Source organism: Ruegeria sp. CH6 (assembly GCF_056537005.1).
Window position 1 is genome coordinate 283,511 of record NZ_JBQFQS010000001.1, and the last position, 24,874, is coordinate 308,384.

General features: G+C 55.8%; 23 protein-coding genes. 9 read left to right on the top strand and 14 right to left on the bottom strand.

Features of this window, described 5'->3' with window-relative positions:
* Nucleotides 1-46: 46 nt before the first annotated feature.
* Nucleotides 47-2,014, top strand: coding sequence for an AsmA family protein (locus tag ACR0CW_RS01495; RefSeq protein ID WP_480786579.1), 1,968 nt, complete (start codon nucleotides 47-49; stop codon nucleotides 2,012-2,014).
* A 59-nt stretch (nucleotides 2,015-2,073) separates the two neighbouring features.
* Here ACR0CW_RS01495 and ACR0CW_RS01500 read toward each other — a convergent pair whose 3' ends face one another.
* Genes ACR0CW_RS01500 through ACR0CW_RS01515 form a run of 4 tightly spaced genes read right to left on the bottom strand, consistent with a single transcriptional unit; the run spans nucleotide 2,074 to nucleotide 6,642 of the window.
* Nucleotides 2,074-3,570: a phosphomannomutase/phosphoglucomutase gene (locus tag ACR0CW_RS01500; RefSeq protein ID WP_480786580.1), complete on the bottom strand. Its 1,497-nt coding sequence runs from the start codon at nucleotides 3,568-3,570 to the stop codon at nucleotides 2,074-2,076.
* A 15-nt stretch (nucleotides 3,571-3,585) separates the two neighbouring features.
* Nucleotides 3,586-4,419: a 3-deoxy-8-phosphooctulonate synthase gene (gene kdsA, locus ACR0CW_RS01505; protein WP_480786581.1), complete on the bottom strand. Its 834-nt coding sequence runs from the start codon at nucleotides 4,417-4,419 to the stop codon at nucleotides 3,586-3,588.
* Between the two features lie 5 nt (nucleotides 4,420-4,424).
* On the bottom strand, nucleotides 4,425-6,005 hold the full coding sequence (locus ACR0CW_RS01510; protein WP_480786582.1) for a KpsE/RkpR family capsule polysaccharide export protein: 1,581 nt from the start codon (nucleotides 6,003-6,005) through the stop codon (nucleotides 4,425-4,427).
* A complete protein-coding gene (locus ACR0CW_RS01515) occupies nucleotides 5,983-6,642 on the bottom strand; it encodes an ABC transporter ATP-binding protein (protein ID WP_155145450.1) in 660 nt (219 codons plus the stop codon). The genes ACR0CW_RS01510 and ACR0CW_RS01515 overlap by 23 nt, the downstream gene beginning before the upstream one ends.
* Before the next feature lie 236 nt (nucleotides 6,643-6,878).
* On the opposite strand from ACR0CW_RS01515, the gene ACR0CW_RS01520 reads away from it, so the two are divergent.
* Nucleotides 6,879-7,466: a uracil-DNA glycosylase family protein gene (locus ACR0CW_RS01520; protein ID WP_480786583.1), complete on the top strand. Its 588-nt coding sequence runs from the start codon at nucleotides 6,879-6,881 to the stop codon at nucleotides 7,464-7,466.
* Nucleotides 7,459-8,247 (top strand): SseB family protein, encoded by a 789-nt coding sequence (locus ACR0CW_RS01525; protein WP_480786584.1) that lies wholly within the window; start codon nucleotides 7,459-7,461, stop codon nucleotides 8,245-8,247. The genes ACR0CW_RS01520 and ACR0CW_RS01525 overlap by 8 nt, the downstream gene beginning before the upstream one ends.
* Before the next feature lie 65 nt (nucleotides 8,248-8,312).
* Here ACR0CW_RS01525 and yghU read toward each other — a convergent pair whose 3' ends face one another.
* On the bottom strand, nucleotides 8,313-9,191 hold the full coding sequence (gene yghU / locus ACR0CW_RS01530) for a glutathione-dependent disulfide-bond oxidoreductase (protein WP_480786585.1): 879 nt from the start codon (nucleotides 9,189-9,191) through the stop codon (nucleotides 8,313-8,315).
* A 245-nt stretch (nucleotides 9,192-9,436) separates the two neighbouring features.
* Between yghU and ACR0CW_RS01535 the strand changes: the two genes are divergently transcribed.
* Nucleotides 9,437-9,955, top strand: coding sequence for a YHS domain-containing (seleno)protein (locus ACR0CW_RS01535; protein ID WP_480786586.1), 519 nt, complete (start codon nucleotides 9,437-9,439; stop codon nucleotides 9,953-9,955).
* A gap of 60 nt (nucleotides 9,956-10,015) precedes the next feature.
* Here the strand turns inward: ACR0CW_RS01535 and ACR0CW_RS01540 are convergent, their stop codons facing one another.
* Complete coding sequence (locus ACR0CW_RS01540; protein ID WP_480786587.1) at nucleotides 10,016-10,939, bottom strand: J domain-containing protein; 924 nt, start codon at nucleotides 10,937-10,939, stop codon at nucleotides 10,016-10,018.
* Nucleotides 10,905-11,771 carry a methylenetetrahydrofolate reductase [NAD(P)H] gene (gene metF / locus ACR0CW_RS01545; RefSeq protein ID WP_155145440.1) on the bottom strand — a complete coding sequence of 289 codons (867 nt, stop codon included), beginning with the start codon at nucleotides 11,769-11,771 and terminating at the stop codon, nucleotides 10,905-10,907. The genes ACR0CW_RS01540 and metF overlap by 35 nt, the downstream gene beginning before the upstream one ends.
* A 95-nt stretch (nucleotides 11,772-11,866) precedes the next feature.
* On the opposite strand from metF, the gene ACR0CW_RS01550 reads away from it, so the two are divergent.
* Together ACR0CW_RS01550 and ACR0CW_RS01555 are read left to right on the top strand one after the other, a co-directional pair.
* The gene (locus tag ACR0CW_RS01550; protein ID WP_480739570.1) at nucleotides 11,867-12,772 is read left to right on the top strand and encodes a LysR family transcriptional regulator; all 906 of its coding nucleotides are present in this window, start codon (nucleotides 11,867-11,869) and stop codon (nucleotides 12,770-12,772) included.
* 108 nt (nucleotides 12,773-12,880) lie between these two features.
* Nucleotides 12,881-13,666: an inositol monophosphatase family protein gene (locus ACR0CW_RS01555; protein ID WP_155145437.1), complete on the top strand. Its 786-nt coding sequence runs from the start codon at nucleotides 12,881-12,883 to the stop codon at nucleotides 13,664-13,666.
* Nucleotides 13,667-13,729: 63 nt separating this feature from the next.
* Here ACR0CW_RS01555 and bhcD read toward each other — a convergent pair whose 3' ends face one another.
* The 4 genes from bhcD to bhcA are packed head-to-tail and all read right to left on the bottom strand — an operon-like array spanning nucleotide 13,730 to nucleotide 18,079.
* Entirely contained in the window at nucleotides 13,730-14,716 is a 987-nt protein-coding gene (bhcD, locus tag ACR0CW_RS01560) for an iminosuccinate reductase BhcD (protein ID WP_480786588.1), read from the bottom strand.
* 14 nt (nucleotides 14,717-14,730) lie between these two features.
* Entirely contained in the window at nucleotides 14,731-15,894 is a 1,164-nt protein-coding gene (bhcC, locus tag ACR0CW_RS01565; protein WP_480786589.1) for a 3-hydroxy-D-aspartate aldolase BhcC, read from the bottom strand.
* 11 nt (nucleotides 15,895-15,905) lie between these two features.
* Complete coding sequence (bhcB, locus tag ACR0CW_RS01570) at nucleotides 15,906-16,877, bottom strand: beta-hydroxyaspartate dehydratase BhcB (RefSeq protein ID WP_480786590.1); 972 nt, start codon at nucleotides 16,875-16,877, stop codon at nucleotides 15,906-15,908.
* Between the two features lie 11 nt (nucleotides 16,878-16,888).
* Nucleotides 16,889-18,079 (bottom strand): L-aspartate--glyoxylate aminotransferase BhcA, encoded by a 1,191-nt coding sequence (bhcA, locus tag ACR0CW_RS01575; protein WP_480786591.1) that lies wholly within the window; start codon nucleotides 18,077-18,079, stop codon nucleotides 16,889-16,891.
* 201 nt (nucleotides 18,080-18,280) lie between these two features.
* On the opposite strand from bhcA, the gene ACR0CW_RS01580 reads away from it, so the two are divergent.
* Nucleotides 18,281-19,120, top strand: a complete 840-nt coding sequence (locus tag ACR0CW_RS01580) for an IclR family transcriptional regulator (RefSeq protein WP_480786592.1) — start codon at nucleotides 18,281-18,283, stop codon at nucleotides 19,118-19,120.
* Here the strand turns inward: ACR0CW_RS01580 and ACR0CW_RS01585 are convergent.
* Genes ACR0CW_RS01585 through putA form a run of 3 tightly spaced genes read right to left on the bottom strand, consistent with a single transcriptional unit; the run spans nucleotide 19,096 to nucleotide 23,648 of the window.
* Entirely contained in the window at nucleotides 19,096-19,467 is a 372-nt protein-coding gene (locus ACR0CW_RS01585) for a GFA family protein (RefSeq protein ID WP_170331516.1), read from the bottom strand. The genes ACR0CW_RS01580 and ACR0CW_RS01585 overlap by 25 nt on opposite strands.
* Nucleotides 19,464-20,207, bottom strand: coding sequence for a rhomboid family intramembrane serine protease (locus tag ACR0CW_RS01590; RefSeq protein WP_480786593.1), 744 nt, complete (start codon nucleotides 20,205-20,207; stop codon nucleotides 19,464-19,466). Before ACR0CW_RS01590 ends, ACR0CW_RS01585 begins: the two co-directional genes overlap by 4 nt.
* A 42-nt stretch (nucleotides 20,208-20,249) precedes the next feature.
* Nucleotides 20,250-23,648, bottom strand: a complete 3,399-nt coding sequence (gene putA / locus ACR0CW_RS01595; RefSeq protein WP_480786594.1) for a bifunctional proline dehydrogenase/L-glutamate gamma-semialdehyde dehydrogenase PutA — start codon at nucleotides 23,646-23,648, stop codon at nucleotides 20,250-20,252.
* Between the two features lie 108 nt (nucleotides 23,649-23,756).
* Between putA and ACR0CW_RS01600 the strand changes: the two genes are divergently transcribed.
* Both ACR0CW_RS01600 and ACR0CW_RS01605 read left to right on the top strand, forming a co-directional pair.
* Nucleotides 23,757-24,233, top strand: coding sequence for an Lrp/AsnC family transcriptional regulator (locus ACR0CW_RS01600; protein WP_217353757.1), 477 nt, complete (start codon nucleotides 23,757-23,759; stop codon nucleotides 24,231-24,233).
* A 36-nt stretch (nucleotides 24,234-24,269) separates the two neighbouring features.
* Entirely contained in the window at nucleotides 24,270-24,836 is a 567-nt protein-coding gene (locus ACR0CW_RS01605) for a tetratricopeptide repeat protein (RefSeq protein WP_480786595.1), read from the top strand.
* Nucleotides 24,837-24,874 lie beyond the last annotated feature (38 nt).

Consider the following 24,874-nt stretch of genomic DNA (forward strand, 5'->3'; position numbering starts at 1 on the left):
CTGACTTGTCATCGAGCAGACAAGCCGAAAAGGCAGAGGGCAAAACATGAAATGGTTGGTGCGAATCCTATTCATACTGGTTGCAGCATTCGGGCTGGTCATAGGCGCGTTGTTGTTGATGCCGGGGGATAAACTCGGCGCCATACTGGCCGAACAGGTGCGGGCGCAGACCGGACGTGAACTGACCCTTTCCGGCGATGTGCGCTTGTCCTTCTGGCCTGTGCTGGGAATGGAAACAGGTCCGGTCACCTTTGGCAACGCATCATGGGCTGGTCCGCAACCAATGCTGAGCGCCAATAGTCTGGCTGTGGGCGTGGACGCATCAGCATTGTTGGCAGGCGATCTGCGAATCAAACGCGTGTTGGCAGAGGATCCGGTGTTGCGGCTTGAACTGTCCGAAGGGCGCGGGAACTGGGAACTCACCGTGGCGCAGCCGGGTGCGACCGTACCGGCGAGTGAGGCGGGTACACCCCCCGCAACGGAACAGGGGGCAATTACCCTTGATCGTCTGGAACTGACCAACGCAAGGCTGATCTATGTCGAGAATGGCGAGATTAAGATGGATTTCGCAAATGTTGATCTGGCGGCCAGATGGCCTGAAATCGACGCCCCTATGGAGATGCAGGCAAGCATGTCAGTACCCGGCGGGAGCGCTGAAGTAGACCTTACGATCCCGGATTTGCCGGCATTCGCATCCGGCGTGGTAACGCCGCTTGAGCTGACTATGACAGCCCCGGGAGGAGATATCAGTTTCTCGGGCCGAGTGAACATTGCCGGTGAAATGGATGGCAAGACCCGGATCAAGACATCCAGCACCGAACAGATGTTGGCAGCGTTTGGTCAGGGCGGAGTTTCGGTCCCATATGGGCTGGGGCAGGTTGCGAATGTCTCGAGCCAAATGACCTATACCAAAGATGGTCGCATCTCATTGCGCGGGATGAGCGCTGTTCTGGACAACAACCGGTTCGATGGAGAGGCCGACATTGTCATTTCTGATCCCCCGCAACTGACAGCGCGTCTGAATGGCGGGGATCTTGATCTGTCACAGATTGCCGGAACCGAAGCGACCAGCACCTCAACCGGTGGCGGGAACAGCGCCGCAGCACCTGTTTCAGAGGGTTGGTCCAATGACCCGATTGATGCGTCCGCTCTGTCGCTGGCAAATGGCAATATCCGATTGCAAGCCAACTCAATCGCCGTGCCGGGCATGACCTTCGGCGCAAGTGATTTGACCATGAGCCTTGATAGATCACGGGCCGTTCTGAAAATGCATCCTGCTACTTTGTTTTCGGGGCAACTGAATGGTCAGGTCGTTGCGAACAACAGAAACGGATTGTCGGTCGGGGGAGATCTGACAGCGACCGGGATAAACATCCAGCAGGCCCTGAGTACTTTGGGTGGCATAGAACGTCTGTCCGGCACCGGATCAGGTTCTCTTAAATTCCTTGGTGTGGGGCAAACGGAAAATCAGATTATGAACTCACTCAGCGGATCCGGCAGCCTTGATGTTGAAAGCGGCGTCATCTCGGGCATTGATCTCGATCGCCTGATGGGGCGCGGCAACGTGTCGGGAGGGACCACGGTATTCAACAGCCTGACCGCAAGCTTCACCATGGATGGTGGGAACCTGACCAATGAAGATCTGTTGATGACCCTCAAGAATTACAGGGCAGATGGCAAAGGGCGTGTCGGGCTGGGTGCCCGTGATATTGACTATCTCTTCACACCTGTCGCACTGAGGGCAAATTCAGGCGAGGGTATCGCAGTACCCGTTCGTATCGTCGGACCATGGAGCGACCCATCGATCCGGCCTGACCTGACCAAAGTGATCGAGGCTGCGGCCGAGGGTAAGGTCAAGGAACTTGAACAGGATGCGAAGGACAAGGTCCTGAAGAAGGTCGGGGATGAACTGGATACCACTATCACCGATAGCGATCAGATCGAGGATGCGCTCAAAAGCAAACTCGAAGAAGAGGCCAAGAAAGGTCTTCTGAAATTGTTCGGTGGCGACTGAGCTATATTTCGAGCCAAACGAAAACGGGGCACCTAAGGTGCCCCGTACTGTTTTAGTGATCAGATTGTCTGGTCGTAGTCACCGACATTGGGCTCGGTGCGAATGACGGCATCAATATCCGCAAAAATTGCGCGCATTTCGTCTTCGCTTTCGCTGCTTTCGCAGACGACAACCAAATTGGGGGTGTTCGACGACGCGCGCACAAGGCCCCAGCTGCCATTGTCCAGAATGACCCGAGCACCGTTTACGGTCACGACCTCCTTGATAGGACGTCCGGCAAATGTCTCGCCTGCATCCGCCTTGGCAACCAGCTTGTCGACCAACCGTTTAAGGATGTCATACTTTTCGGTATCGGCCGCATAGGGCGACATGGTCGGGGTCGACCATGTTTTAGGCAGGGCCTTGCGCAGGTCAGACATGCTCTGATCCGGGTTGCGGTCCATCAGTTTGCAGATCTCGACGGCTACGCGCATTCCGCAGTCATAGCCTCGCCCGATAGGTTCGGCCAAAAAGTAGTGTCCTGACTTTTCAAACCCGGCCAGCGCGCCGATTTCCTTGACGCGACGCTTCATATGGCTGTGACCGGTCTTCCAGTAGTCAGCTTTGACGCCATGCGCCTGCAACTCGGGGTCACTGGCGAACAGGCCGGTGGATTTGACGTCCGCCACAAAGGTCGAGCCGGGATGCAGCTTGGCCAGATCGCGGGCCATGATCACGCCGACTTTATCGGCGAAAATCTCTTCGCCTTCATCATCAACGACGCCGCAACGGTCGCCATCCCCGTCGAAGCCGAGCGCCAGATCGGCGCCGCTGGCCTTGAGGGTGTCGGCCATGTCATGCAACATTTCCATGGCTTCCGGGTTCGGGTTGTAGTTGGGGAAAGTGTAGTCCAGCTCGTTGTGGCTGGGTACGATTTCGACGCCGATCCGCTCAAAGATCTCGGGGGCAAAGGCCGAAGCTGTGCCGTTCCCGGTGGCGCAAACCACCTTGAGCGGACGTGACATTTTGAAGTCGCCCACCAGATCGTTGATGTAAGCCTCTTTCACGCCATCAACGAATTCGTAAGAGCCACCTTCACGGGCGACGCCTTCACCGTTCAGCACAATATCGCGCAGCTCGGACATCTCGTCAGGGCCATGGGTCAAAGGCCTGTCAAAGCCCATCTTAACGCCGGTCCAGCCGTTGGGGTTATGGCTGGCAGTGACCATTGCCACCGCAGGCACGTCCAGATGGAACTGTGCAAAATAGGCCATCGGGCTGACAGCCGGGCCGATGTCCTTGACCTGAATACCGGCCTGCATCAGCCCAAGGATCAGCGCATTCTTGATGGCCAGAGAATAGTCACGATAGTCGTTGCCAACCGCGATTACCGGCTCGATGCCGCGCTTATGCATCTGCGTACCCAGTCCCAGACCAAGGGCAGTCATGCCGGGCAGGTTGATCTCCTCAGGGTATTTCCAGCGGGCGTCATATTCGCGAAACCCGGTGGGAGTGATCATAGGGTCGCGCAGAAAATTCCAGGTGTTCGGAGTCACCTCGGGGATTGGCTTGGTCATCAAATATCTCGATCGTTAAATTTGAATTGGGTTGGCTTTGGCCAGCGCATCAAAGCGCATCAACGTGTCAACGAGCTTGGGCATCTGATCAAGGTAGATCATGTTCGGCCCATCACAGGGCGCATTGTCGGGATCCTGATGGGTTTCCATGAATATTGCTGCAGCACCCACTGCAACTGCGGCACGGGCCATAACGGGTGCAAATTCTCGTTGCCCGCCCGATGATCCGCCGCGGCCGCCAGGCTGCTGGACCGAATGCGTTGCATCCATGACGACCGGGTAGCCAGTCTGTGCCATGATCGGCAACGACCGCATGTCCGCGACCAGAGTGTTATAGCCAAACGAAGCCCCACGCTCGGTCAGGAGGAGATTATGGTTGCCGGTGCTTTCGATCTTGGTGACGATGTTCTGCATTTCCCAAGGGGCAAGAAACTGACCCTTTTTGACGTTGATCACGGCGCCAGTGTTCCCCGCAGCCAGCAACATGTCTGTCTGGCGGCACAAGAAGGCCGGGATCTGCAGCACATCCACGGCCTCGGCAGCGATGGCGCATTGAGCTTCGGAATGAACGTCGGTCAGAACCGGTATGCCCATTGTTTTGCGGATATCGTCCAGAACCTTGAGCCCTGCATCAATACCCATTCCGCGCTTGCCGGATAGCGAGGTCCGGTTGGCTTTGTCATACGAAGCCTTAAAGACGTACTGTGCGCCAGCGGCTTCGCAGGCTTCTTTCATTGTGCCCGCGATCATCTGAGCGTGGTCCGCGGTCTCAAGCTGGCAGGGACCGGCGATGATGGTAAGCGGAAGGTCGTTGCCAACTGTCAGATCGGCGATTTTTACATGTTTCATGAGTCTTACGAGGATACCTGTTCACGAAGGACTGACGCTGTAAGCGAAATCAACAGGTAGATACCAGCAAACAACAGGAAAGCCAAAATCGTATTTTCAAACTTGCGTGGATAGGTGGGTTCCTGACTAGCCACCGGGTTTACGGACACAGTAAGATACCGAACCTTTCGGTTAGCCTCGGTGCGTGTTGTTTCCATCTGCTGCAAAGCGGTTTGGAGCATCATATCCCGTGCCGCCAGATCGGCTTGAGCCATCTGAATGCGAACGCTCAATCGGGCAAGCGAATTTTCGCCTGCAGACGCGTCCAGCATTTCGGCATTCAGTTCGGCAAGAACGGCTTCCAGTCGTTCGATATCTGCCCTGACGCCGTCAACCTTGGCTTTGTTTGGTCGAAGATTGTCCAGAAGCGCTGCAAGTTGCAGTTCTTTGTCCTGTAACTGAACTTCGATTTCGTTGATGCGCCCGCGCATGCCTGCAAGGACATTTTCCGGATCAAGCACGGCGCCCTGCATTTGCAACTCAATCAGGTTCTCTTGTGCTTTTCGGCGTTCCTCTTGCGCAGTTTCGAAGCCCCTCAAGGCGTCCCGCATCTGATCTTCGCGCTTCAATTCGGTCAGCCCATTAATTCTCTCTTCGGCATAAGAAATCAGCAGGTTAGACAGATTGACCGAGGTTTCAGAATCTGGTGCGGCAACTTCCATCCGAATGATACCATCGGTTGGGTCATACCCGATCGTGATCATTTTTTTGTATAGCTTATAGGCCTCTTCAAGGCTCGCATCGGGGGACAGGCGCTGAATTGGATCAATCCAATCCTGTTGGAAAATCTCGGTAAACCCGACATCTTTATCCAGCCTTTGCAGCGCATCTTTGGATTCAAGGAACTCCTGGGTCGCAACGGAATCCTGTGCTGTGGCGAATTGCGTTCCGGACAGCAAGCCTCCGATCGCTCCGCCACCATCTGCCTGCAGAATGGAAAATGCGGAATCGCTTGCGTACATGGGCGTTGCCACGCGGTAGAAGTAATATCCGACAATTATCGTGGGCAGCAAAACAAAAACAGCCAAACGCGCGAATAGCCCAATGAGTTTGCGTCGACGACGTTTGGCGACGTCTTTCTGGATTTGCCCAATCTCATATTCACGACGTTGGGCGGGGCTCAACTCTGGCCCTGGTAAGTTTTCCTGCGCCCTTTTAACCGTTTGGGGCAGTTGGATATTTATAGTGTCCTTAGGGTCAGTTTCTTTATTTGCTTCAGAATCCGATGAGGCCGCAAGTTCCAGCAGATTGGTGCGCTGGAACGGATCAATGCCTTTCTGACGCAGTAACCGAACTGCATCGTAATCAGATGTGGCCGCCAGCCCGTTTTTTTGCGCCAATCGACGAGCTACTCGTAACTGGCGGCCAGTCAGCCCTTCGCGTTTGATGGCATCCAATTCAATGCCCGGCTGACTTTCGCCGGTGGCGGTGGGTGGTTGGGTTGCCCGCCGGATTCGGGAAATCGCTTCCGAGCGTGCTTCAGCGGTTCCTTCCCCTTGCGGCGCGTCGCCTGAATTGAATTTCTTAGCCTTGGGTTTGGTAGTCATATAGCTGCTTTGCCTCTTCCAAGGTTTCAAACATGTAGAGCTGCCCATCGACAAGCACAGCCGCTTGTCGTGCGAATTTTTCAAGTATCTTGGGGCTGTGCGAAACGATCACCAGGGTAGTGGTTCGCAAACGCTCCTGCAGGATTTCACCGGCCTTCTTGTTGAACTCCACGTCCGTGGTAGAGGGCATTCCTTCGTCGATAAGGTACATATCGAAGTCCAGCGCCAACATCAGAGAAAATGTGAACCGCGCGCGCATGCCAGCCGAATAAGTGGCCAGCGGCTGGTTGAAATATTCACCCAAGCCACACAGCCAACGGCAGTAGGCTTCGACATAGTCCGGATCCATACCGTAGATTTTGGCGATGTATCGCGCGTTTTCCAGAGCGGACATGCGTTTGGAAACGCCACCGGTGAACCCCATCGGAAACGAGACCCGGCATTCGCGGCGTATGACGCCTTCATCGGGTTGCTCAAGCCCGGCCATCATGTTGATAAGAGTGGTCTTTCCTGTCCCGTTCGGCGCCAGAACCCCGAGGGATTTGCCCAGCTCGACCCGAAAAGAGACATTGTCCAGGATCACCTTTCGGCGCGTCCCGGTCCAGAAGGATTTGCTGACGTTCTCAAATTCAAGCATTCACGACCTGCTGATCGTTCCTTTGATGTCTGTCATTCGTCGGATCGTATCACCAGCGTTTCTGCTACCGATCCATGTTGGCCACATTATGTCGAAATATGAAACAAATGATCAATGCGTTCCGGTCGTTGTTCAGGATTGTGTGACCTGTGGTTCCACCACTGGATCGAAATCGCAGGACCATTATCTTCATGACAAGCAATGAACAAGCTGGATTGAGGAAACCTTATCATCCCATGAATTTGCTGGCCGATCAGATCCGGTCCTGCCGTCTATGCGCAGATACATTTGCGCAAACCTTTACGGCTCATGAACCACGCCCCGTGGTCTGGTTTCAGTCGGGATCACGAATATTGATCGCAGGCCAGGCTCCCGGTGCGCGTGTCCACGAATCCGGTCGTCCGTTTACCGATCCGTCGGGTGATCGATTGCGTGAATGGCTCGGCCTGAATGAGGACGTGTTTTATGATAGGGCGCAGGTTTCCATTGTGCCGATGGCTTTCTGTTTTCCAGGCTATAACGCCCGCAAGGCCGACTTGCCGCCACCTCCCGTCTGTGGTCACACGTGGCATGACAAGGTGATGCAAGAGTTGGGTGAAGTGCCTCTGACTGTGTTGGTTGGCGGCCATGCACATAAGTATCACCTGGGCGCCCGAACGCCTGTCACAGAGACCGTTCGAAACTGGCGAGACCATGCGCCGCGTGTCTTTGCCTTGCCTCACCCGTCGTGGCGCAATACGGCATGGTTAAAGAAGAACCCGTGGTTCGAAGCTGAACTGTTGCCGGTTTTGCGTGCGCGGGTACAAGAGGTGCTGAATGACTGACACAACGGCCCTGGATGCTGCCCATGCCGAGATGGAGGCAAACCCACAGGACGATGCAGCGCGGCTGCGGTTTTTCGAACGGCTGGCTGATTGCGAACTGTTCCTGATGTTGACCGAAGAGGCACGGGACGAAAACATATCGCCCGAACTGTTTGAGGTGGCGGATGGCAGCTTTGTACTGGCTTTTGATCGTGAAGAACGACTGGCTGGTTTTGCGGGCCGACCGGCACCTTATGTTGCACTGTCTGGCCGGGTACTGGCAGCGATGTTGTCCGGGCAGGGGATCGGACTGGGTCTGAACCTGGATACGGCCCCTTCATCCATGTTGATTCCAGCTGAGGCTTTGGGCTGGCTTGCCAGCACCCTTCAGCATGGGCCGGAAGAAGTACAACAGAAACTGGCGGAGTTTCTGCCTCCTTCCGGATTGCCGGACACGCTGCTCACGGCATTGGACACCAAATTGGCGACCGCTGCGGGACTTGTCAGTGCTGCGTTTCTGGTGGGCACAAAAAACGACCTTGGCGGGCAGGGGCATTTGCTTGGGTTCGTCGGCGCCTCGGATGGGGCCGAGGCCGCGCTCGCCAAAGCCGTATCGGAAGCACTTACCTTTTCTGGCATTGAAGCCGGTGCATTGGATGTTGGTTTCTTCAATGCAGACGAGCCAACGGCCGCAGCGCTTGCCAATGTCGGATTGCGTTTTGAGTTGCCTCAGCTAGAAGTCCGGCAAGTCTCAAGGCCCATTCCGGGAAGTGATCCGGAAAAGCCGCCAATCCTAAAATAGAGATTGCTAAAAATGAAAAGGCCACGCGGAGTAGTGCTCCGACGTGGCCTTTCCCTTGAAGCTGTTTACTCGGCCGCAGGTTCCAGCTTGTCCTGCGTGCGTGTCTCGAAGTCACTGGCGTCATGGCGTTCGTGCAACTGCATGTGAGGTTCACCGAAAGGACGGTTCACCATGCGACCGCGCACAACAGCGGGCCGTTCGTCAATCGCCTTGGCCCAACGCATAACATTCTTGTAGGATTCTACGTCCAGGAACTCGGCTGCATCGTAGAGACGGCCCAGAACAAGCTGACCATACCACGGCCAGATTGCCATGTCGGCGATGCTGTATTCTTCGCCGGCGATGTAGGTCTTGGTTGCCAGTTCACGCTCTAGCACGTCCAGTTGACGTTTGGCTTCCATGGCAAAGCGGTTAATCGGGTATTCCCATTTTTCCGGGGCATAGGCGTAGAAATGACCGAAACCGCCACCCAGGTAAGGTGCGCTGCCCATCTGCCAGAACAGCCAGTTCATAACCTCGGTGCGCTCGGTTCCTGATTTTGGCAGAAACTCACCGAACTTCTCGGCCAGATGAAACAGGATCGACGCACTTTCAAAAACACGGATGGGATCATCGCCGGATCTGTCCCACAGGGCAGGGATTTTTGAGTTAGGGTTCGCCTCGACAAAACCCGAGCTGAACTGGTCGCCCTCTCCGATATTGATAAGCCAGGCATTGTACTCAGCACCTTCATGACCCAGCGCCAACAGTTCTTCCAGCATCACAGTCACTTTGACACCATTGGGAGTTGCCAGTGAATAAAGTTGCATAGGATGTTTGCCGATTGGCAGATCCTTGTCGTGGGTCGCGCCGGCAATGGGCCGGTTGATATTTGCGAAGCGTCCACCGCTTTCGCTGTCCCAGGTCCAGACTTTCGGTGGTGTATAGGTCGCTTTCTCGCTCATCTCTTACCTTTCATGCCTTTGTCGGGCTGCGCACCCGGTGCCACAACAGCTAATGTTGCAAAAGCCAAAGTCCAAGCCCCGATGTTGCGCTGGCTTTGTAACATTCCGCGACGATCTCCTCACGTTTCCTCGTTGGATGTCACACCGCCGCGAGCAGGACTACGAAGTGCACCAGAATCGCATATTGTCATGCCAGTCCCGCCACAACGGCGCCTGGAAACAGTTGAGATAAGAGGATTGACCACATGAAACGCTTTGCCCTGACCTTTGCCGCGGCTGTGACGCTGGCCGTTCCGGTATTTGCTGGCCCGCAATATGTTGACGGAACCGGATTTGCCGTCTCAGGTTACGACGTCGTCGCCTACCGCGATCTTGCTCAGGTGCCGGTCGGACAGTCGCAACCAGAAGCGGTGCGTGGTCAGTCGGATATTACTGCGGAATACAATGGGTCCACTTGGGCGTTCTCGACAGAGGAAAACCGCGACAAGTTCCTGGAAAACCCGGCCTATTACGCGCCGCAATATGATGGCCACTGCGCCTATGGCGTTTCAAAAGGCGGCAAGGTTCCGGCCAACCCGAACCTGTGGCGGATTGTCGATGATAAACTGTACCTGAACATCACCGATGTTGTGGTTGGCTTCTGGGAAGAAGACGTTCCGGGCAACATCAATCTGGCCGAAGGCAACTGGCCCGGTATCGAAACATCGGACGCCTCGACCAGCGTCATTCCAAAATTCACGTCCGAAGGCCCTGTATCCAACTAAACCGACGGTTCAGTATCGAAAGCCCGGCTTAATCGGCCGGGCTCTTTACCCGATCATTGGTTAGCTTGCGATCCAGAACTCATCCCGCATCTGTTCGTCAGCTTCGAAACGAATTCTCACGCTTCGCGCGCCGGGGAATTTACTCTGACGGATCGAATCCGGAATAACCACTTCACCCGAGCCTGAACTCTTTGACTGAAACGCAAGGATTTCAGTTTCTTTCCGGCGACAGCTGGACAGTATAGATGTTGGCAAAGCAACCCTGTTTGAGCCTTCGCAGACAGGGGTCGCTACAAAAAATGTCAGATCGCGTCCGTAACATCCAATGGCATCCGGTACATGATCCGAAGCCCGCGCGTTGTCGCGAACGGAAGCGGTCTCATTGCTTTGAACCATTCCATCTGGACGGTACGGAATGGCCAGATCAGGGTTTAGCAAGATATGGCAGGCCTCAATCTGGTCTTCATCCAGTTCGACAACACGTTTACGCAGCTTGGGCCGCCGCGGCTGCGCCGATCCCTGCCTTTCTTTGCTGGCGAAACCTTCTTTTCTTAAATAGTCATACGCCGCTTTAGCGGTGGAGAAATTGGAATAATCCCCATCGGTGTGATCCGGATGCGCGTGAAATGCGATACGACGCCATGCGTCACGAATTTCTTCTGCGTCCGCTGATTGGCCGAGGCCAAGAGCCTCGAGCGCATCTACCCGGGCCTGGATCCTGTTAACTGGCTCCATACTCAAAACACTCTTTAAACTACACGTGCCCAGTTTGAGGGCTAACGTTTTTTTGTCAAATTTCTCAAAGAATTGAGGTGTGCTGGGCGAACAATAGGATGAGCCGCGTGAGATTGTCTTCGCACGGTAAGGGTAATGTACTGTCGCAAAACCAGATAAAAAAAAGAGCCGGACTGACGAAGCAGCCCGGCAGCACAGGGGTCCTTGTTTGAAATCAGGCGACGTTTTGCAGTTCAGCTTTCGGAACAATCCCGAGTGCAAAACAAACATCTCGCGTTAACTCGGGTCGGTTCAGTGTATAGAAGTGCAGCTTGTCAACACCGCCCTCGATCAGGTCCGAGCACAATTCGGTGCAGATTGCAGTGGCCAGCAAATCTTCGCGACCATCACGCACTGCCTTTTCAAACGCTTGCTCCAACCAGGTCGGGATGTTGGCACCACAGCGTTGAGCAAACTTGCGTGCACCTTTCCAGTTCTCGATTGGCAGAATGCCCGGCACGATCGGCTTATCAATTCCGGCCTTTGCGCAGGCATCGCGGAAGCGGAAGAAGGTTTCGGCCTCGAAGAAAAACTGGGTCAGCGCTTCATCTGCGCCGGCATCCAATTTGGCCTTCAGCCATTCGACATCAGCTGCCATATCACCGGCTTCAGGATGTTTGTCAGGATACGCACCGACGCGGATGCTGAACATCTCGGTTTCGGCCAGCGCTTCGATCAGTTCGACCGAGCTGGTAAAGCCTTCGGGATGCGGTACGAACCGATCCTGACCCTTAGGCGGGTCACCCCGCAGCGCGACGATATCCTGAACGCCTGCACGTGCGAAGGTATCGGCAATCTCCAGCGTTTCCTGACGCGATGCATCAACACATGTCAGGTGCGCCGCAACGGGCAGGCCCGAAGATTTATGCAATGTGGCAACTGCATCCCGCGTCAATTCACGGGTCGTACCACCGGCACCGTAGGTGACCGAAACGAAACGAGGGTCAAGCGGCGCCAGAGTCTGGACGGTATCCCAAAGACGAAACGAGGCCTCCAGCGTTTGGGGCGGAAAAAACTCGAATGAAATTTCAGGCTTGGTCATCGGGCCCTCACAGCTTTTGTTCCCGGCCCTTGTGCCATGCGAAGCATTGTGAGACAAACTCATATTATTCAAGAACAACATGAGCTCAGCGAAATATGCATATCGAGTTCCGACATCTCCGCACGATCAAGGCCATTCACGAATGTGGTGGGTTGGCGCGTGCAGCGGATCAATTGAACATCACGCAGTCGGCGTTAAGTCACCAAATCAAAGGGCTCGAAGATCAGGCGGGGGTCGAGTTGTTCCTGCGGCGATCCAAGCCGATGAAGCTCTCTGCTGCGGGTCTGCGTTTGCTGCGTCTTGCCGAGCAAATATTGCCTCAGGTCGAAGCGATGCAGGATGAGTTCTCTTCGCTCCGCGACGGACGGACGGGCCGCATGCATATCGCTATTGAATGCCATGCCTGTTTTGAATGGCTGTTCCCGGTGCTTGAGGCGTTCCGGAAATCCTGGCCAGACGTAGACGTCGACATCCGACCGGGCCTAGCATTTGATGCGCTGCCAGCATTGCAGAAAGAAGAGGTCGATCTGGTTGTGTCCTCCGACCCCGAAAACCTGCCGGGTGTCGAATTTGTTGAATTGTTCGACTACAACGCTGTGTTTGTCGCGGCCTCGTCTCATCCGTTAGCCGACAAACCCTATATCGAAGCCGAAGACTTTCGCGGGCAAACGCTGATCACATACCCGGTTGAACGGACGCGACTGGATGTTTTCAGTCAGTTGCTGATCCCAGCAAGGGTTGAACCGGCAACGATCCGGCAGGTTGAACTGACCGCTGTGATCCTGCTGCTGGTGGCGTCAAACCGGGGGATTTCAGTGCTGCCTGACTGGGTTGTACGAGAGGTTAAGTATAACTCTGATTACGTCACACGTCCGCTGACCAAAGAGGGGATCACCCGTAGGCTATACGCTGCAGTACGCTCTGAAGACCTTGAAAAACCGTTCGTTCAGGAGCTGGTTAAACTTGCAAGGGTCGAGGCGCGCAAGTTGCAGACCCAATAGGTGTCTGCTACGGCGTCGGTTGCGGGGCTGATATGCACATCATGCCTCTTGGCAAGGTCGACTTGCCCCAGTATACGCGCGGTTTGACCGGACAGGAGCGTCAGAACAATGGTTGGCAGTGCAAATCTCAACATCATGATCAAGGCCGCGCGCAAAGCGGGGCGTTCTTTGGTCAAGGATTTTCGTGAGGTCGAGAACCTGCAGGTGTCGATGAAGGGCGCTGGTGACTTCGTATCGAAGGCTGACATCGCTGCCGAGGCGATCCTGAAAGAGGAATTGCTGGGCGCTCGCCCGACCTATGGTTGGCTGGCCGAAGAGGGCGGAGCGATTGACGGCGAAGACCCAACGCGCCGCTGGATTGTCGACCCTCTGGATGGCACCACCAATTTCCTGCACGGCCTGCCGCACTGGGCGATTTCGATTGCGCTGGAACACAAAGGCAAAATCGTTGCCGGTGTGATCTACGACGCTGCCAAGGATGAAATGTTCTTTGCCGAAAAAGGCGAGGGCGCGTGGATGAATGACACCCGCATCCGTGTTTCAGGTCGCCATCGGATGATTGAGTCGATCTTTTCTACAGGTTTGCCTTTTGGTGGTCGTTCTGACTTGCCTGCGACTTTGCAGGATCTGGCGCGCCTGATGCCTGCATGTGCAGGCGTTCGCCGCTGGGGCGCCGCTGCTTTGGACATGGCCTATGTCGCCGCCGGCCGCTACGAAGGCTTCTGGGAGCGTCGCCTGAACGCCTGGGATCTGGCTGCGGGCATCATCATCGTCAAGGAAGCAGGTGGCTTTGTTCAGGCCCTGAATCCCGAAGGTAGTGTGCTGGAAGATGGTGAAGTGATTTGCGCCAACGAGCCGATCTTTGACAGCTTTGCCAAGGTGATCCGCGGCTAACGCGAGACCTTCGAATCGAAGTTTTGAAAGCGCGCCCTGAAACAAGGCGCGCTTTTTTGTTGTCTAGAGAGTTGCGCGCTGGGCCAATCCGGCTTCATCCGCCAATCTGGCGGCGACCGACGCGACAGCCAGATCCTGCAATCCGACGCCGGTCCCATCGAACAAAGTGATCTCGGTGTCACTCGTCCGCCCGGAATGGTCGCCATTGATAACCGCACCAATCGGGGTGATCGCTTCAGCGGTAATCGAACCGTCTGCCGCGGCGTGCTGCGCCTCTCCAATCGTGACGGATTGCGCCACCTCGTCGGTGAACACTGAGGCAGCGGCAACCAGGGATGGATCTACTTCCATCTTTCCCTTGGTATCGGTGCCCATACAGGCCAGATGAGTGCCGGGCTTGATCCAGTCTTTCAGCAGCAAGGGCTCAAAGGCAGAGGTGATCGTGATGATCACATCCGCTTGCGCGCCCAACTCCTGTTGACTGACTGCTTCGAATTCCAGTCCGATCTCGTCAGCTACGGCCGCCAACCGAGGCAGCATGTCTGGGTGCGGGTTCCAGGCCACAACCTTTTCAAAATCGCGTTGCTCAGCAGCCGCGCGCAATTGGAAGGCAGATTGATGGCCGGCTCCGACCATGCCCAGCACCTTTGCATCCTTTCGGGCCAGGTGAGCTATGGAAATGGCCGAGGACGCAGCAGTGCGCACTGCGGTCAGATAGTTTCCGCCAACCAGCGCTGACAGTCGTCCCGTATCCGGGTCGAACAGGAACACGGTTGACTGGTGGTTGGTCAGACCGTGTTCCGCGTTTCCCGGCCAATAACCTCCTGACTTCACGCCCAAAACCTGACCATCGCGGTCAAACCCGGATTTGAAACCGTAAAGCGCATCCGCGTAGCCGAGCGCCTCACGGATAACGGGAAAGTTCCATGCGCCACTACGTGCCATCGCGGCGAATACGTCCTGAACGGCGTCAAAGGCCTGTTGCCGACCGACCAGTTTTTCGCACAACTCTTCACTGACGATCAGCAAGCCATCTGTTTGTGTTGTCATACCATCCCTCATTGTCAGTATGCCTTCCCGCGCGCAGACACGGGCCACAGGGTTTCGACCTTGCCGTCGCGGACACCAACATACCAATCATGGACATTGCACGTTGGATCACAGTGACCGGGCACCAGACGCAGCTTGTCGTTGACTTTCAACACACCGTCCGGATCGCCGATCACCCCATGTTCATCCGAGCATTTCAGATACTCGACGTCGTCCCGCCCATAGATGAAGGGCAGGCCACTATCTACTGACTGTGCTTTGAGGCCGGCATCACAGATGGCCTTGTCGGCTTTGGCGTGGCTCATGACACTCGTCAGAATGAACAGGGCGTTTTCCCATTCCCCCTGATCGATCCGCTTGCCGTCCTTATCAAGAATGCGACCATAATCAGCATCCATGAAGGCGTAAGAACCGCACTGCAATTCGTTGTAAACGCCAGAGTTGCTTTCGAAATAGTAGGAACCGGTTCCGCCGCCGGAAACCAACTCACATTCAATACCCTCAGCTTTCAGCCCATCCACAGCGTCCTTGACCATGGCGATTGCGGTATCGAGTTTCTCTTGCCGGGCCTCATAGGTATCCAGATGCTGCATCGCACCCTGATAGGCCTGAATGCCGGTGAATTTCAGATTGGGCGCAGCTTGCACGGCTTTGGCGATTGCAACGACGTCCGAAGTATTGGTTACGCCACAACGGCCCGCCCCACAGTCGATTTCTACAAACACTTCCAGCTCGGTGCCGTGCTTTTCAGCAGCCGCAGACAGATCGGCCACGTTGTTGATGTCATCGACACAGACAATGGTGCGTGCACCAAGTTTGGGCAGTTGGGCCAGTCGATCGATTTTGACAGGATCGCGAACCTGATTTGAAACCAGAATATCCTTGATGCCACCGCGCGCGAACACTTCAGCCTCCGACACCTTCTGGCAGCACACGCCAACGGCATCGCCCAGCTTTTCCTGCAGTTTTGCGACATCCACAGACTTGTGCATCTTGCCGTGTACGCGGTGACGCATTCCGTGGGCCTTGGCATAATCGCCCATCTTTTTGATGTTCCGCTCCAGCGCGCCCAGATCAAGGATCAGGCAGGGCGTTTGAATTTCGGTTTCATCCATGCCAATCGCGGCAGGGATGTCATAGCCAACTTCGAGTTGATCGATATTCATGGGTTTGTTCATCCTGTTTCTCCTTACCCTTTGAGCCAGGGCAGCTTGTCCAGATCCACGTTGCCGCCGGTGATGATCACCCCGACGCGCTTGCCCCGGAACACGTCGGGGTTCTTGAGAATTGTTGCCAATGGCACGGCAGATGATGGCTCCATCACCACGCGCAAGTATTTCCAGGTCAGTTTCATCGCTTCGACGATGGTATCTTCGGACGCCGTGAAAATGTCGGTCACGTAGTGCGATACGAAGTGCCAGGTGTTTTCCTTGAGAGGCACCAGCAACCCGTCAGCTACCGTCTTGGGTGCGTCGTCAGCGATAATGTGTCCCGCTTTGAACGACCGGTAAGCGTCGTCAGCCTGCTCTGGTTCTGCCGCGTAAATTGCTGTCTCAGGAGACAGGTTCGACACGGTCAGACAGGTACCTGAAACCATGCCACCACCGCCGATTGGTGCAATCACGGCATCTACACCGTTGGTCTGTTCAAGTAGTTCCGCCGAACAGGTTGCCTGACCCGTGATGACGCGCAAGTCATTATACGGATGCACAAATTCGCCACCTGTGTGGGCCTGAACTTCGGCAAAGGTTGCCTCACGCGACGACGTCGAGGGTTCGCATTCGGTGATTGTGCCGCCAAACCGGCGAACGGCATCTTTCTTTGCTTGTGGTGCCGTACGTGGCATCACAACATTGCACGGGATACCGCGACGCCCCGCCGCATAAGACAGTGAGAGCGCGTGGTTGCCGCTGGAATGCGTGCAGACACCCTTGGTGGCCATCTCATCACTCAGACCAAACACGGCATTGCTGGCCCCGCGAACTTTGAAAGCGCCAGCCTCCTGAAAATTCTCACATTTGAAGAACAATTGTGCACCGGTCAGGTCGTTCAGATAGTCTGACGTCATTACAGGAGTGCGTCGGATATGAGGTTTGATGCGTTCATGCGCTGCGCGCACATCGTCGATCGTCAGATCGGACGCTGCGATTTGATCTAACATGTGGGGCCTCCTCACGCCGCAGCCTTGGCGGGATTTGCGCCAGTGTTGCGGTAGTATTCTTGCGCCGCAGCCACGCCGCTGCCGAGTTTGATTGGGTAGTTCAGGTCGGCCATCGCCATTTCGACAGTCGCAAGGCCGGAGAGCACCATGACATCCGTCAGGCTCCCCAAATGGCCGATGCGGAAGGCCTTGCCGTTCAGCTGACCAAGCCCGATACCGAACGAGACACCATATGCATTAAAGGCGTGATCGGTCAGGGCGTTGCTGTCAAAGCCCTCGGGGACATAAATGGCGCTGACTGTATCCGAATAGAGTTCGGGGGATTGGGCAACCAGCTTCAGCCCCCAGGCATCGGTTGCGCGGCGAACACCTTCGGCTAGCCGGAAGTGGCGTGCGTAGACATTCTCAAGCCCCTCTTCGAACAGCATCTTAAGACTTTCACGCATGCCGTAGATCAATTGCAGAGGAGGGGTATAGGGAAACCCGCCTGAGGCATTGGCCGCCATCATGTCGCGGAAATCAAAGAAGGTCCGTGGCAGCTTGGCTGTTTCCATGGCCGCAATCGCCTTAGGGCTGACGCAGAGAATTGCCATGCCAGTCGCCAGCATGAACCCCTTTTGCGAACCAGAGACGGCGATATCGACACCCCAGCGATCAAACTCGAACGGCATCGAGGCCAGAGAGCTTACACAATCCACAAACAGCATGGCGGGATGCGAGGCTGCATCCATGCCTTGGCGTACTGCGCCGATATCCGATCGTACGCCTGTGGCGGTCTCGTTGTGTGTAACCAGCACAGCCTTGATTTGATGCGCAGTATCCGCAGCCAGGATCGCTTGAAAACGGTCTGCGGGCGCACTTTCGCCCCATGGGCATTCCACGATCTGAACGTCTAGCCCATGCCGTTGGCACAAATCGATCCAGCGATGGCTGAACACGCCGTAGCGCGCGACAAGGACCTTGTCGCCGGGGCTGAGCGTGTTTGTTACCGCAGCCTCCCATCCGCCAGTGCCACTGGCTGGAAAGGTTACGATCTGTCCTGGTACAGTGCCAAAGACCTTTTTGGTGTCCTCGAGAACGGGCGCGAATGTGTCCACGAAATCGGGTGCACGGTGATCCTGCGTCTGTACTTGCATGGCAAGACGCAGGCGATCCGGGATGTTGGTCGGGCCGGGAATAAAGACCGGGTTCTGGTTTGACATCACTCTGTCCTCCACTTTGGAAACAAGTGTCGCCGGACTCCTCATTAGGTGCAATTTTCTTGAAAAATATTTTCATTTATGGAATTAAATTGGCAATAAGCTGAAATTAAAAGGTTTTCAGTTTCTCATTTTCATATTCTGAAAATCGCAATCCACGGCCAGGTTTTTTAAGCGGGCTGTCAAAGAAGCAAAAGGATCGGTATGGAGACTCAGAAGCGACCACGCGGCAGGCCCAAATCGTTGTTCAAGGAAAGCTCGGCCGGAACCATGCAGTCGCTGGACAGGGCGCTAGGTGTTCTGACATCGGTGGCGCGGTTCGAGCGTGCTTCGCTCAGCGATCTCGCCCGTGAAATTGGCGTACCCACAGCTACCACTCATCGCATTCTGACAACGCTTCAGAAACATGGGTATGTCACATTTGACGACGAGCGTCAGGAATGGATGATCGGGATCGAAGCCTACCGTACCGGCGCATCCTTCTTACGGCGGAACAGCGTTCTTGAGATCGGTCGTCCGATACTCAGGCGACTGATGCAGGACAGCGGAGAAACTGCCAATCTGGCTGTTCCGGATGGCGGGGAAGTTGTGTTTGTCGGTCAGGTCGAAACCTCAAACCCGATCCGCGCTTTTTTCCCGCCCGGCGCGCGGACACCGATGTATGCGTCAGGAACTGGCAAAGCCATTTTGGCGGCAATGAAAGAGGCTGCTCTTGGTAAACTGTTGAAGTCTGCGGACCTGACGAAGTTCACGGATAGCACGTTGGCATCCGAAGAAATGCTGCTCAGGGATCTGTCTGAGACCCGGGCGCGCGGCTGGTCGCATGACCGGGAAGAACGCTATGAGGGAATGTCTTGCATTGGTGCCGCAATCTACAACGACAAAGGTGAACCCTGCGCGGGTATCTCTGTATCAGGTCCAACCGTCAGGTTTGATGATGCGCGAGCGACCGATCTGGCCGAACTGGTCGTTCAGGCTGCGCAGGAGATTACCTATCTGAGCGGTGGGCAGGGTCCCGATCAATCTGATCTGTCTGACGGGTGATTAACGCCATCGTTCCAGGGGATCGTTCCATGCGTTCTGGGGTTTCCACCTTCGACACAGCCAAGGTTCACTCCACACTCGTCAGGGTCTGATCGTCTCTGATGGTAGACGTAGATGCCGCATGTTTTGCAGAAGTAGTGTTTGGCGGTCTGAGTTCCCCAAGTGTAAAGGCTCAGATTATCTGACCCCTTGAGGACACGTAGACTTTCGGTTGTGGCCGTGACTGCTGCGGCCCCGCGGCGAATGCAGAACGAACAATCGCATCGCGCAGCCGAAGCCAGGCCTTGAGGAAACTCGGCTTCGATCTCGACGGCACCACAATGGCAGGAGGCGGTCATTCTGGTCATTTTCGCGGAACCTTTGGAATGCGGGATTGGGTCAGCTTGTACTTATGTTCGGGGTGCGGCGGGTGACCATGGGTGCGATCCCAGAAATCAGTTCCACCACGCCTCAGCCAAAGCGGGATACACAAGACCAGCCCGACGGCAAATCCTCCGGTATGCGCCCAGTAGGCGACGCCACCTTCATCCGGATTGCTTGCAAAGCTACCCAGAAACTGCATTGCAAGCCACAGCCCAAGCATGATGAAGGCCGGAATTGTAAAGACCCGGAAGTAGACGATCAGGATCAGCAGGATATCGACGCGCGCCTTCGGGAACAGCAGCAAATAACCACCCATAACCCCTGCGATCGCACCCGAAGCACCAATGGTGGGTACGACCGAATCTGGTGCCGTGACTACATGGATCAGCCCAGCGCCAATCCCCGCTGCGAGATAGAATAGCAGAAAGGGCAGGTGCCCCATCTCATCTTCCAGATTGTCGCCGAAAATCCATAAAAACAGCATGTTTCCAGCCAGATGCATCCAGCCGCCGTGCAGGAACATTGATGTCAGCAGGGTTTCAAATGCAACTCCATCCGAGATCCGTGCCGGTATTATCGCATAGTCGAAATAGAAACGATTAAGCAGCCGGGCGTCGTCCATGTTTCCGAGATAGCTAAAAAAGATCAGGATGTTTGCCGCCATCAACGCATAGACGACAAAAGGTGTTCGACCCGAGGGGTTATGATCGCGAATTGGAAACATGGCGCGACGCTGGGCCTTTCGCAGCCCAGCGTCAAGTCAAGCTTATGCCGCACCACCCAAAAGTGCAGCATTGCCACCGGCAGCGGTTGTGTCGACGCAGACATGGCGCTCGGCCAGCACACGCGCACGATCCGGCATGCCCGGAATCAACGGCAATATCGGACCATCACGACGCGACAGGTGCCGTTCAATTTCTCGTCCGGTCGTCTCGTCACCCCACCACATGACACCAGAGAAACCTGTCAGGTTTTCCAGACGGTGTAGATCGAGCGCACCGGTAGCCCGGATTGCTGATCCACCGAGGGCCTTGACCGCGTCGGCCTGAGCTTGCGCGGCAGCAGGACCCGGACCCAGACATAGCACCGGGGGACGCGGGTATTCACTCAACCGGTTAGATTCGCCGGTAGGGCCGGGCAAGGACTGGGTTGTGATCCCGATAGGTTGGCCTTCGGGCTCTGGAAGGTCAGCATTGTCTGTCCAATCCTCGCTCACAACCTGCCGGTTAGGAGCGCAGAAGCGCGCCATATAGTTGGGCCCGCCGGCCTTGGGGCCTGTACCGGACAAACCTTCACCGCCAAAAGGCTGCGAGCCTACGATGGCGCCGATCTGATTGCGATTCACATAGATATTGCCGGCATGGATGGCTTCGGTCACATGCTGCACCCGATCGTCGATCCGTGTGTGCAGGCCGAATGTCAGGCCATAGCCCGTAGCGTTGATATCGCCGATCACTTTGTCGATATCCTGTGCTTTGAAACGGGCGACATGCAGCACAGGACCAAAGATCTCACGTTCCAGAGCAGCGATCCCGGAAATCTCGATTAGTGCTGGGGCAATGAATGTACCTTCGGGTGGCGTCGAGAGTTCTTTCAGAACACGCCCTTCGGCACGTGCTTTGGCCACGTGGTCGGCGATACCTTGCAATGCTGTCTGATCAATCACCGGTCCACAATCGGTCGAAATCAGCCATGGATCCCCTACGCTAAGCGCGTCCATTGCACCTTGCAGCATGGTCAGGACATCGTCAGCGATATCTTCCTGCAGATACAGGCACCGCAGTGCGGAACAGCGTTGGCCCGCCGATTGGAATGCGCTTTCGATGATGGATTGCACGGCTTGCTCGGGCAGGGCGGTACTGTCGACGATCATTGCGTTGAGACCGCCGGTCTCGGCAATCAACGGTGTGCCCGGCTGCAAGTTCTCGGCCATCGCTGAACGGATTTTCAGCGCTGTCGCTGTTGATCCGGTGAATGCAACACCTGAGACACGTGAATCCGAAGTCAACGCCGCGCCAACTGCCGGTCCTCCGGGCAGCAATTGCAGTGCATCTCGGGGGACACCTGCTTCATGCATCAGTTGTACAGCGCGGTGTCCGATCAGCGGAGTTTGCGGGGCGGGTTTTGCCAGTACGGCATTGCCGGTCGCAAGGGCCGCAGAAATTTGACCGGTGAAAATCGCGAGTGGAAAGTTCCAGGGACTGATGCAGGTGAAAATACCCGACGGTTTGGCATCCGGGATGTTCGCCGCGTAGTAGCGCAGAAAATCAACCGCTTCACGCAGCTCAGCGATGGCGTCGGGCAGCGATTTGCCGGCTTCGCGCGAAAGCAGTGCGAACAGCTCTCCAAAGTTCTCTTCGTACAGGTCAGCAGCTGCGTTCAGGATACGCTTGCGATCGGCTGACGGTGCCTGCCAGGGTGAGGCCGAGGCCAGCGCCAATTCAACATCCTCGGCGCTGGCGGGCGCTACTGCACCGGGCCTATCCTGTGGATGGGCCGGGTTTATCACGGCCTGATCCGCTTCTGGCTGCGCGTTGTCCGACAGCAATGGCTGTGCGTACCAATGATGTGCTCTGAACCGGTCCCGCGCTGCATCAATCATGTCGAGTGTTGGCGTGTGCTGCAGGTCAAAGCCTTTGGAATTCACACGTTCAGGTTCGAACAATTGCGGTCCGGTCGGTAACGGTTTGGCGGGCACAGCGATGGCCTCGAACGGATCAGACGCGACTTCTTCAGGGGGAACATTTTCGTCGACGATCTGATTTACGAATGAGGAGTTCGCCCCGTTCTCAAGCAGGCGGCGCACCAGATAGGCCAACAGATCACGATGCGCGCCTACCGGAGCATAGATTCGGCAACGCGTGTTTTGCTTGTCCTTCACGATCTGATGCAACGTCTCGCCCATGCCATGCAGTCGCTGGAACTCAAACGGTTGGTTGTCAGCCATATGAAGGATCGCGCTGACGGTATGTGCGTTATGAGTGGCGAACTGCGGATAAATCCGATCCGTCATACCCAGCAACTTGCGTGCATTGGCGATGTAGGAAACATCGGTGGCGGCTTTTTGAGTGAAGACCGGAAAGCCAGTCACACCCTCGACCTGAGCACGCTTGATTTCGGTATCCCAATAGGCCCCTTTGACCAAGCGCACCATCAGCTTGCGGTCATGCTTTTCAGCCATTTGGTAGAGCGTATCCAATACCAGACCTGCGCGCGGACCATAGGCCTGCACAACGATGCCGAACCCGTCCCATCCGGCGAGTGCGGGTTCTGACATCACGGCTTCGATCACCTGCAAAGACAGGGACAGGCGATCTGCTTCTTCTGCATCCACGTTCAGCCCCATACCAGCTGCCTTGGCCAGCAGGGCCAGAGCACGCAGGCGGGGGACAAGCTCCTCCATCACCCGATGTTCCTGGGCCAGTTCATAGCGCGGATGCAACGCGGACAGCTTGACGGAAATGCCGGGGTTGGCGCGGATATCATCATGCGTGCAGGCCTCGGCGATTGCAGCAATTGCCCGCGAATACGACAGATGATAGCGCGCCGCATCTGCCTCGGTGCGCGCTGCTTCGCCCAGCATGTCGTAGGAATAGGTGTAGCCTTTTGCTTCCATCCCGCTGGCACGGACCATGGCGGATTGAATGGTCTCTCCTAGTACGAACTGGCGACCCATTTCCTTCATTGCCCGGCCGACGGCAGTTCGGATCACCGGTTCGCCCAGCCGTTTGATTGCGCCACGCAATGCGCTGACGGGTGAGGTTTTTCCTTCATCCAGTACCTTGCCGGTCAGCATCAGGGCCCATGTTGAGGCATTCACAAGGGAAGATGACGAATGCCCGAGATGCTTGCCCCAATCCGAAGGGGCGATCTTATCCTCGATCAGTGCATCGATGGTATCGGCATCCGGAACGCGCAACAACGCCTCAGCCAGACACATCAGTGCGACACCTTCGTCGGTTGATAACCCGTACTCAGCCAGAAAGACCTCCATCAACCCCGGAGAGGTGCTGGATCGAATATCCCGGACCAACTGCGCCGCTGCATCACTGATGGTGTGACGATCCGCTTGGCTGAGAGCGGCTTGAGAAACAAGGTTCTCCAGTAAAGCAGACTGGTCCGCATAAGTATGGCTGTCGATATGAGTACGTAGGCTGTGAGACATGTATCCTCCGGTCTTTTGTCGAGTATACATGCGATTTCCCGGGACAATGGACTGAAGTGTGATAATTAGTGGGCTAAAGACCTTAATAACTGTGAAAAGGCGATCCAAATGGGCTTTCCAGATCTTGATCGGTTCGATCAGGCGATACTGTCGATTCTGTCTGAGGATGGACGGATTTCTGTGGCAGACCTTGCCCGGCAGATCGGGCTTTCAAAGTCTCCGACGCAGGCGCGCCTCAAGCGGCTTGAGGCTGAAGGCATCATCACCGGCTATCGCGCCATGCTCGATCCGATCCGGCTGGGCCTGGATCATGTCGCCTTTGTCGAGGTGCGTTTGACGGACACGCGCGAAAAAGCACTGGCTGAATTCAATGCTGCCGTTCGCCGGATCGCCGAGATTGAACAGGCGCATATGATCGCTTCGAATTTTGACTACCTTCTTAAGGTGAGGACAGGATCGATGTCAGAGTATCGCGCTGTTCTGGCCGAAAAGATTTCATCCTTGCCGCATGTGGCGAATACCTCAACGTTCGTTGCTATGGAGGCGGTGAAGGAGGTGGGATTGCCGGGACCAGTCGGCACCTGAAGTTGACGGAATGCATAATCGCGCCATCATTGAAGAATGTTCAGATTTGCAGCCATCCTTTCCGCAGCAGTCGCGCTGTCCAACCCTCTGAGTGCCCAGACCTGTCCTGAAGCCGCAGACCACGTAGCCGAAGTGGATGCATTGGTTGCTCAGATCCAGAAAGCCGAGACTGAACAGGAAGCGCGCGCAATTTCAAATCAAATGTGGGAGTTGTGGACTGACGCCCCCGGAGAGCAAGCTCAGGCGCTTCTGGATCGGGGGATGCGCAGACGCGAAGCATGGGATTTGCTTGGTGCGTTGGAAACATTCAACACGCTTGTCGAGTTTTGCCCTGCATATGCGGAGGGTTACAATCAACGAGCCTTTGTAAACTTCCTGAGGCAGAATTTCAGCGCTGCATTGGTCGATTTGGATGCTGCGATTGCCTTGTCGCCAAATCACGTGGCAGCGCTGAGCGGTCGAGCCCTGACCTTGCTTGGTTTGGGGCGCACCGAAGAAGCAAGGGAGGCCCTAACCGAAGCATTGGTCCTCAACCCATGGCTTCCAGAGCGGCATTTGCTGGCGCCGGGTGGATTACTGGCCCCGCCAGGGGAAGATATCTAGCAAGCCGGTTTTTAGAAACGCCTCCGGAACATGATCCC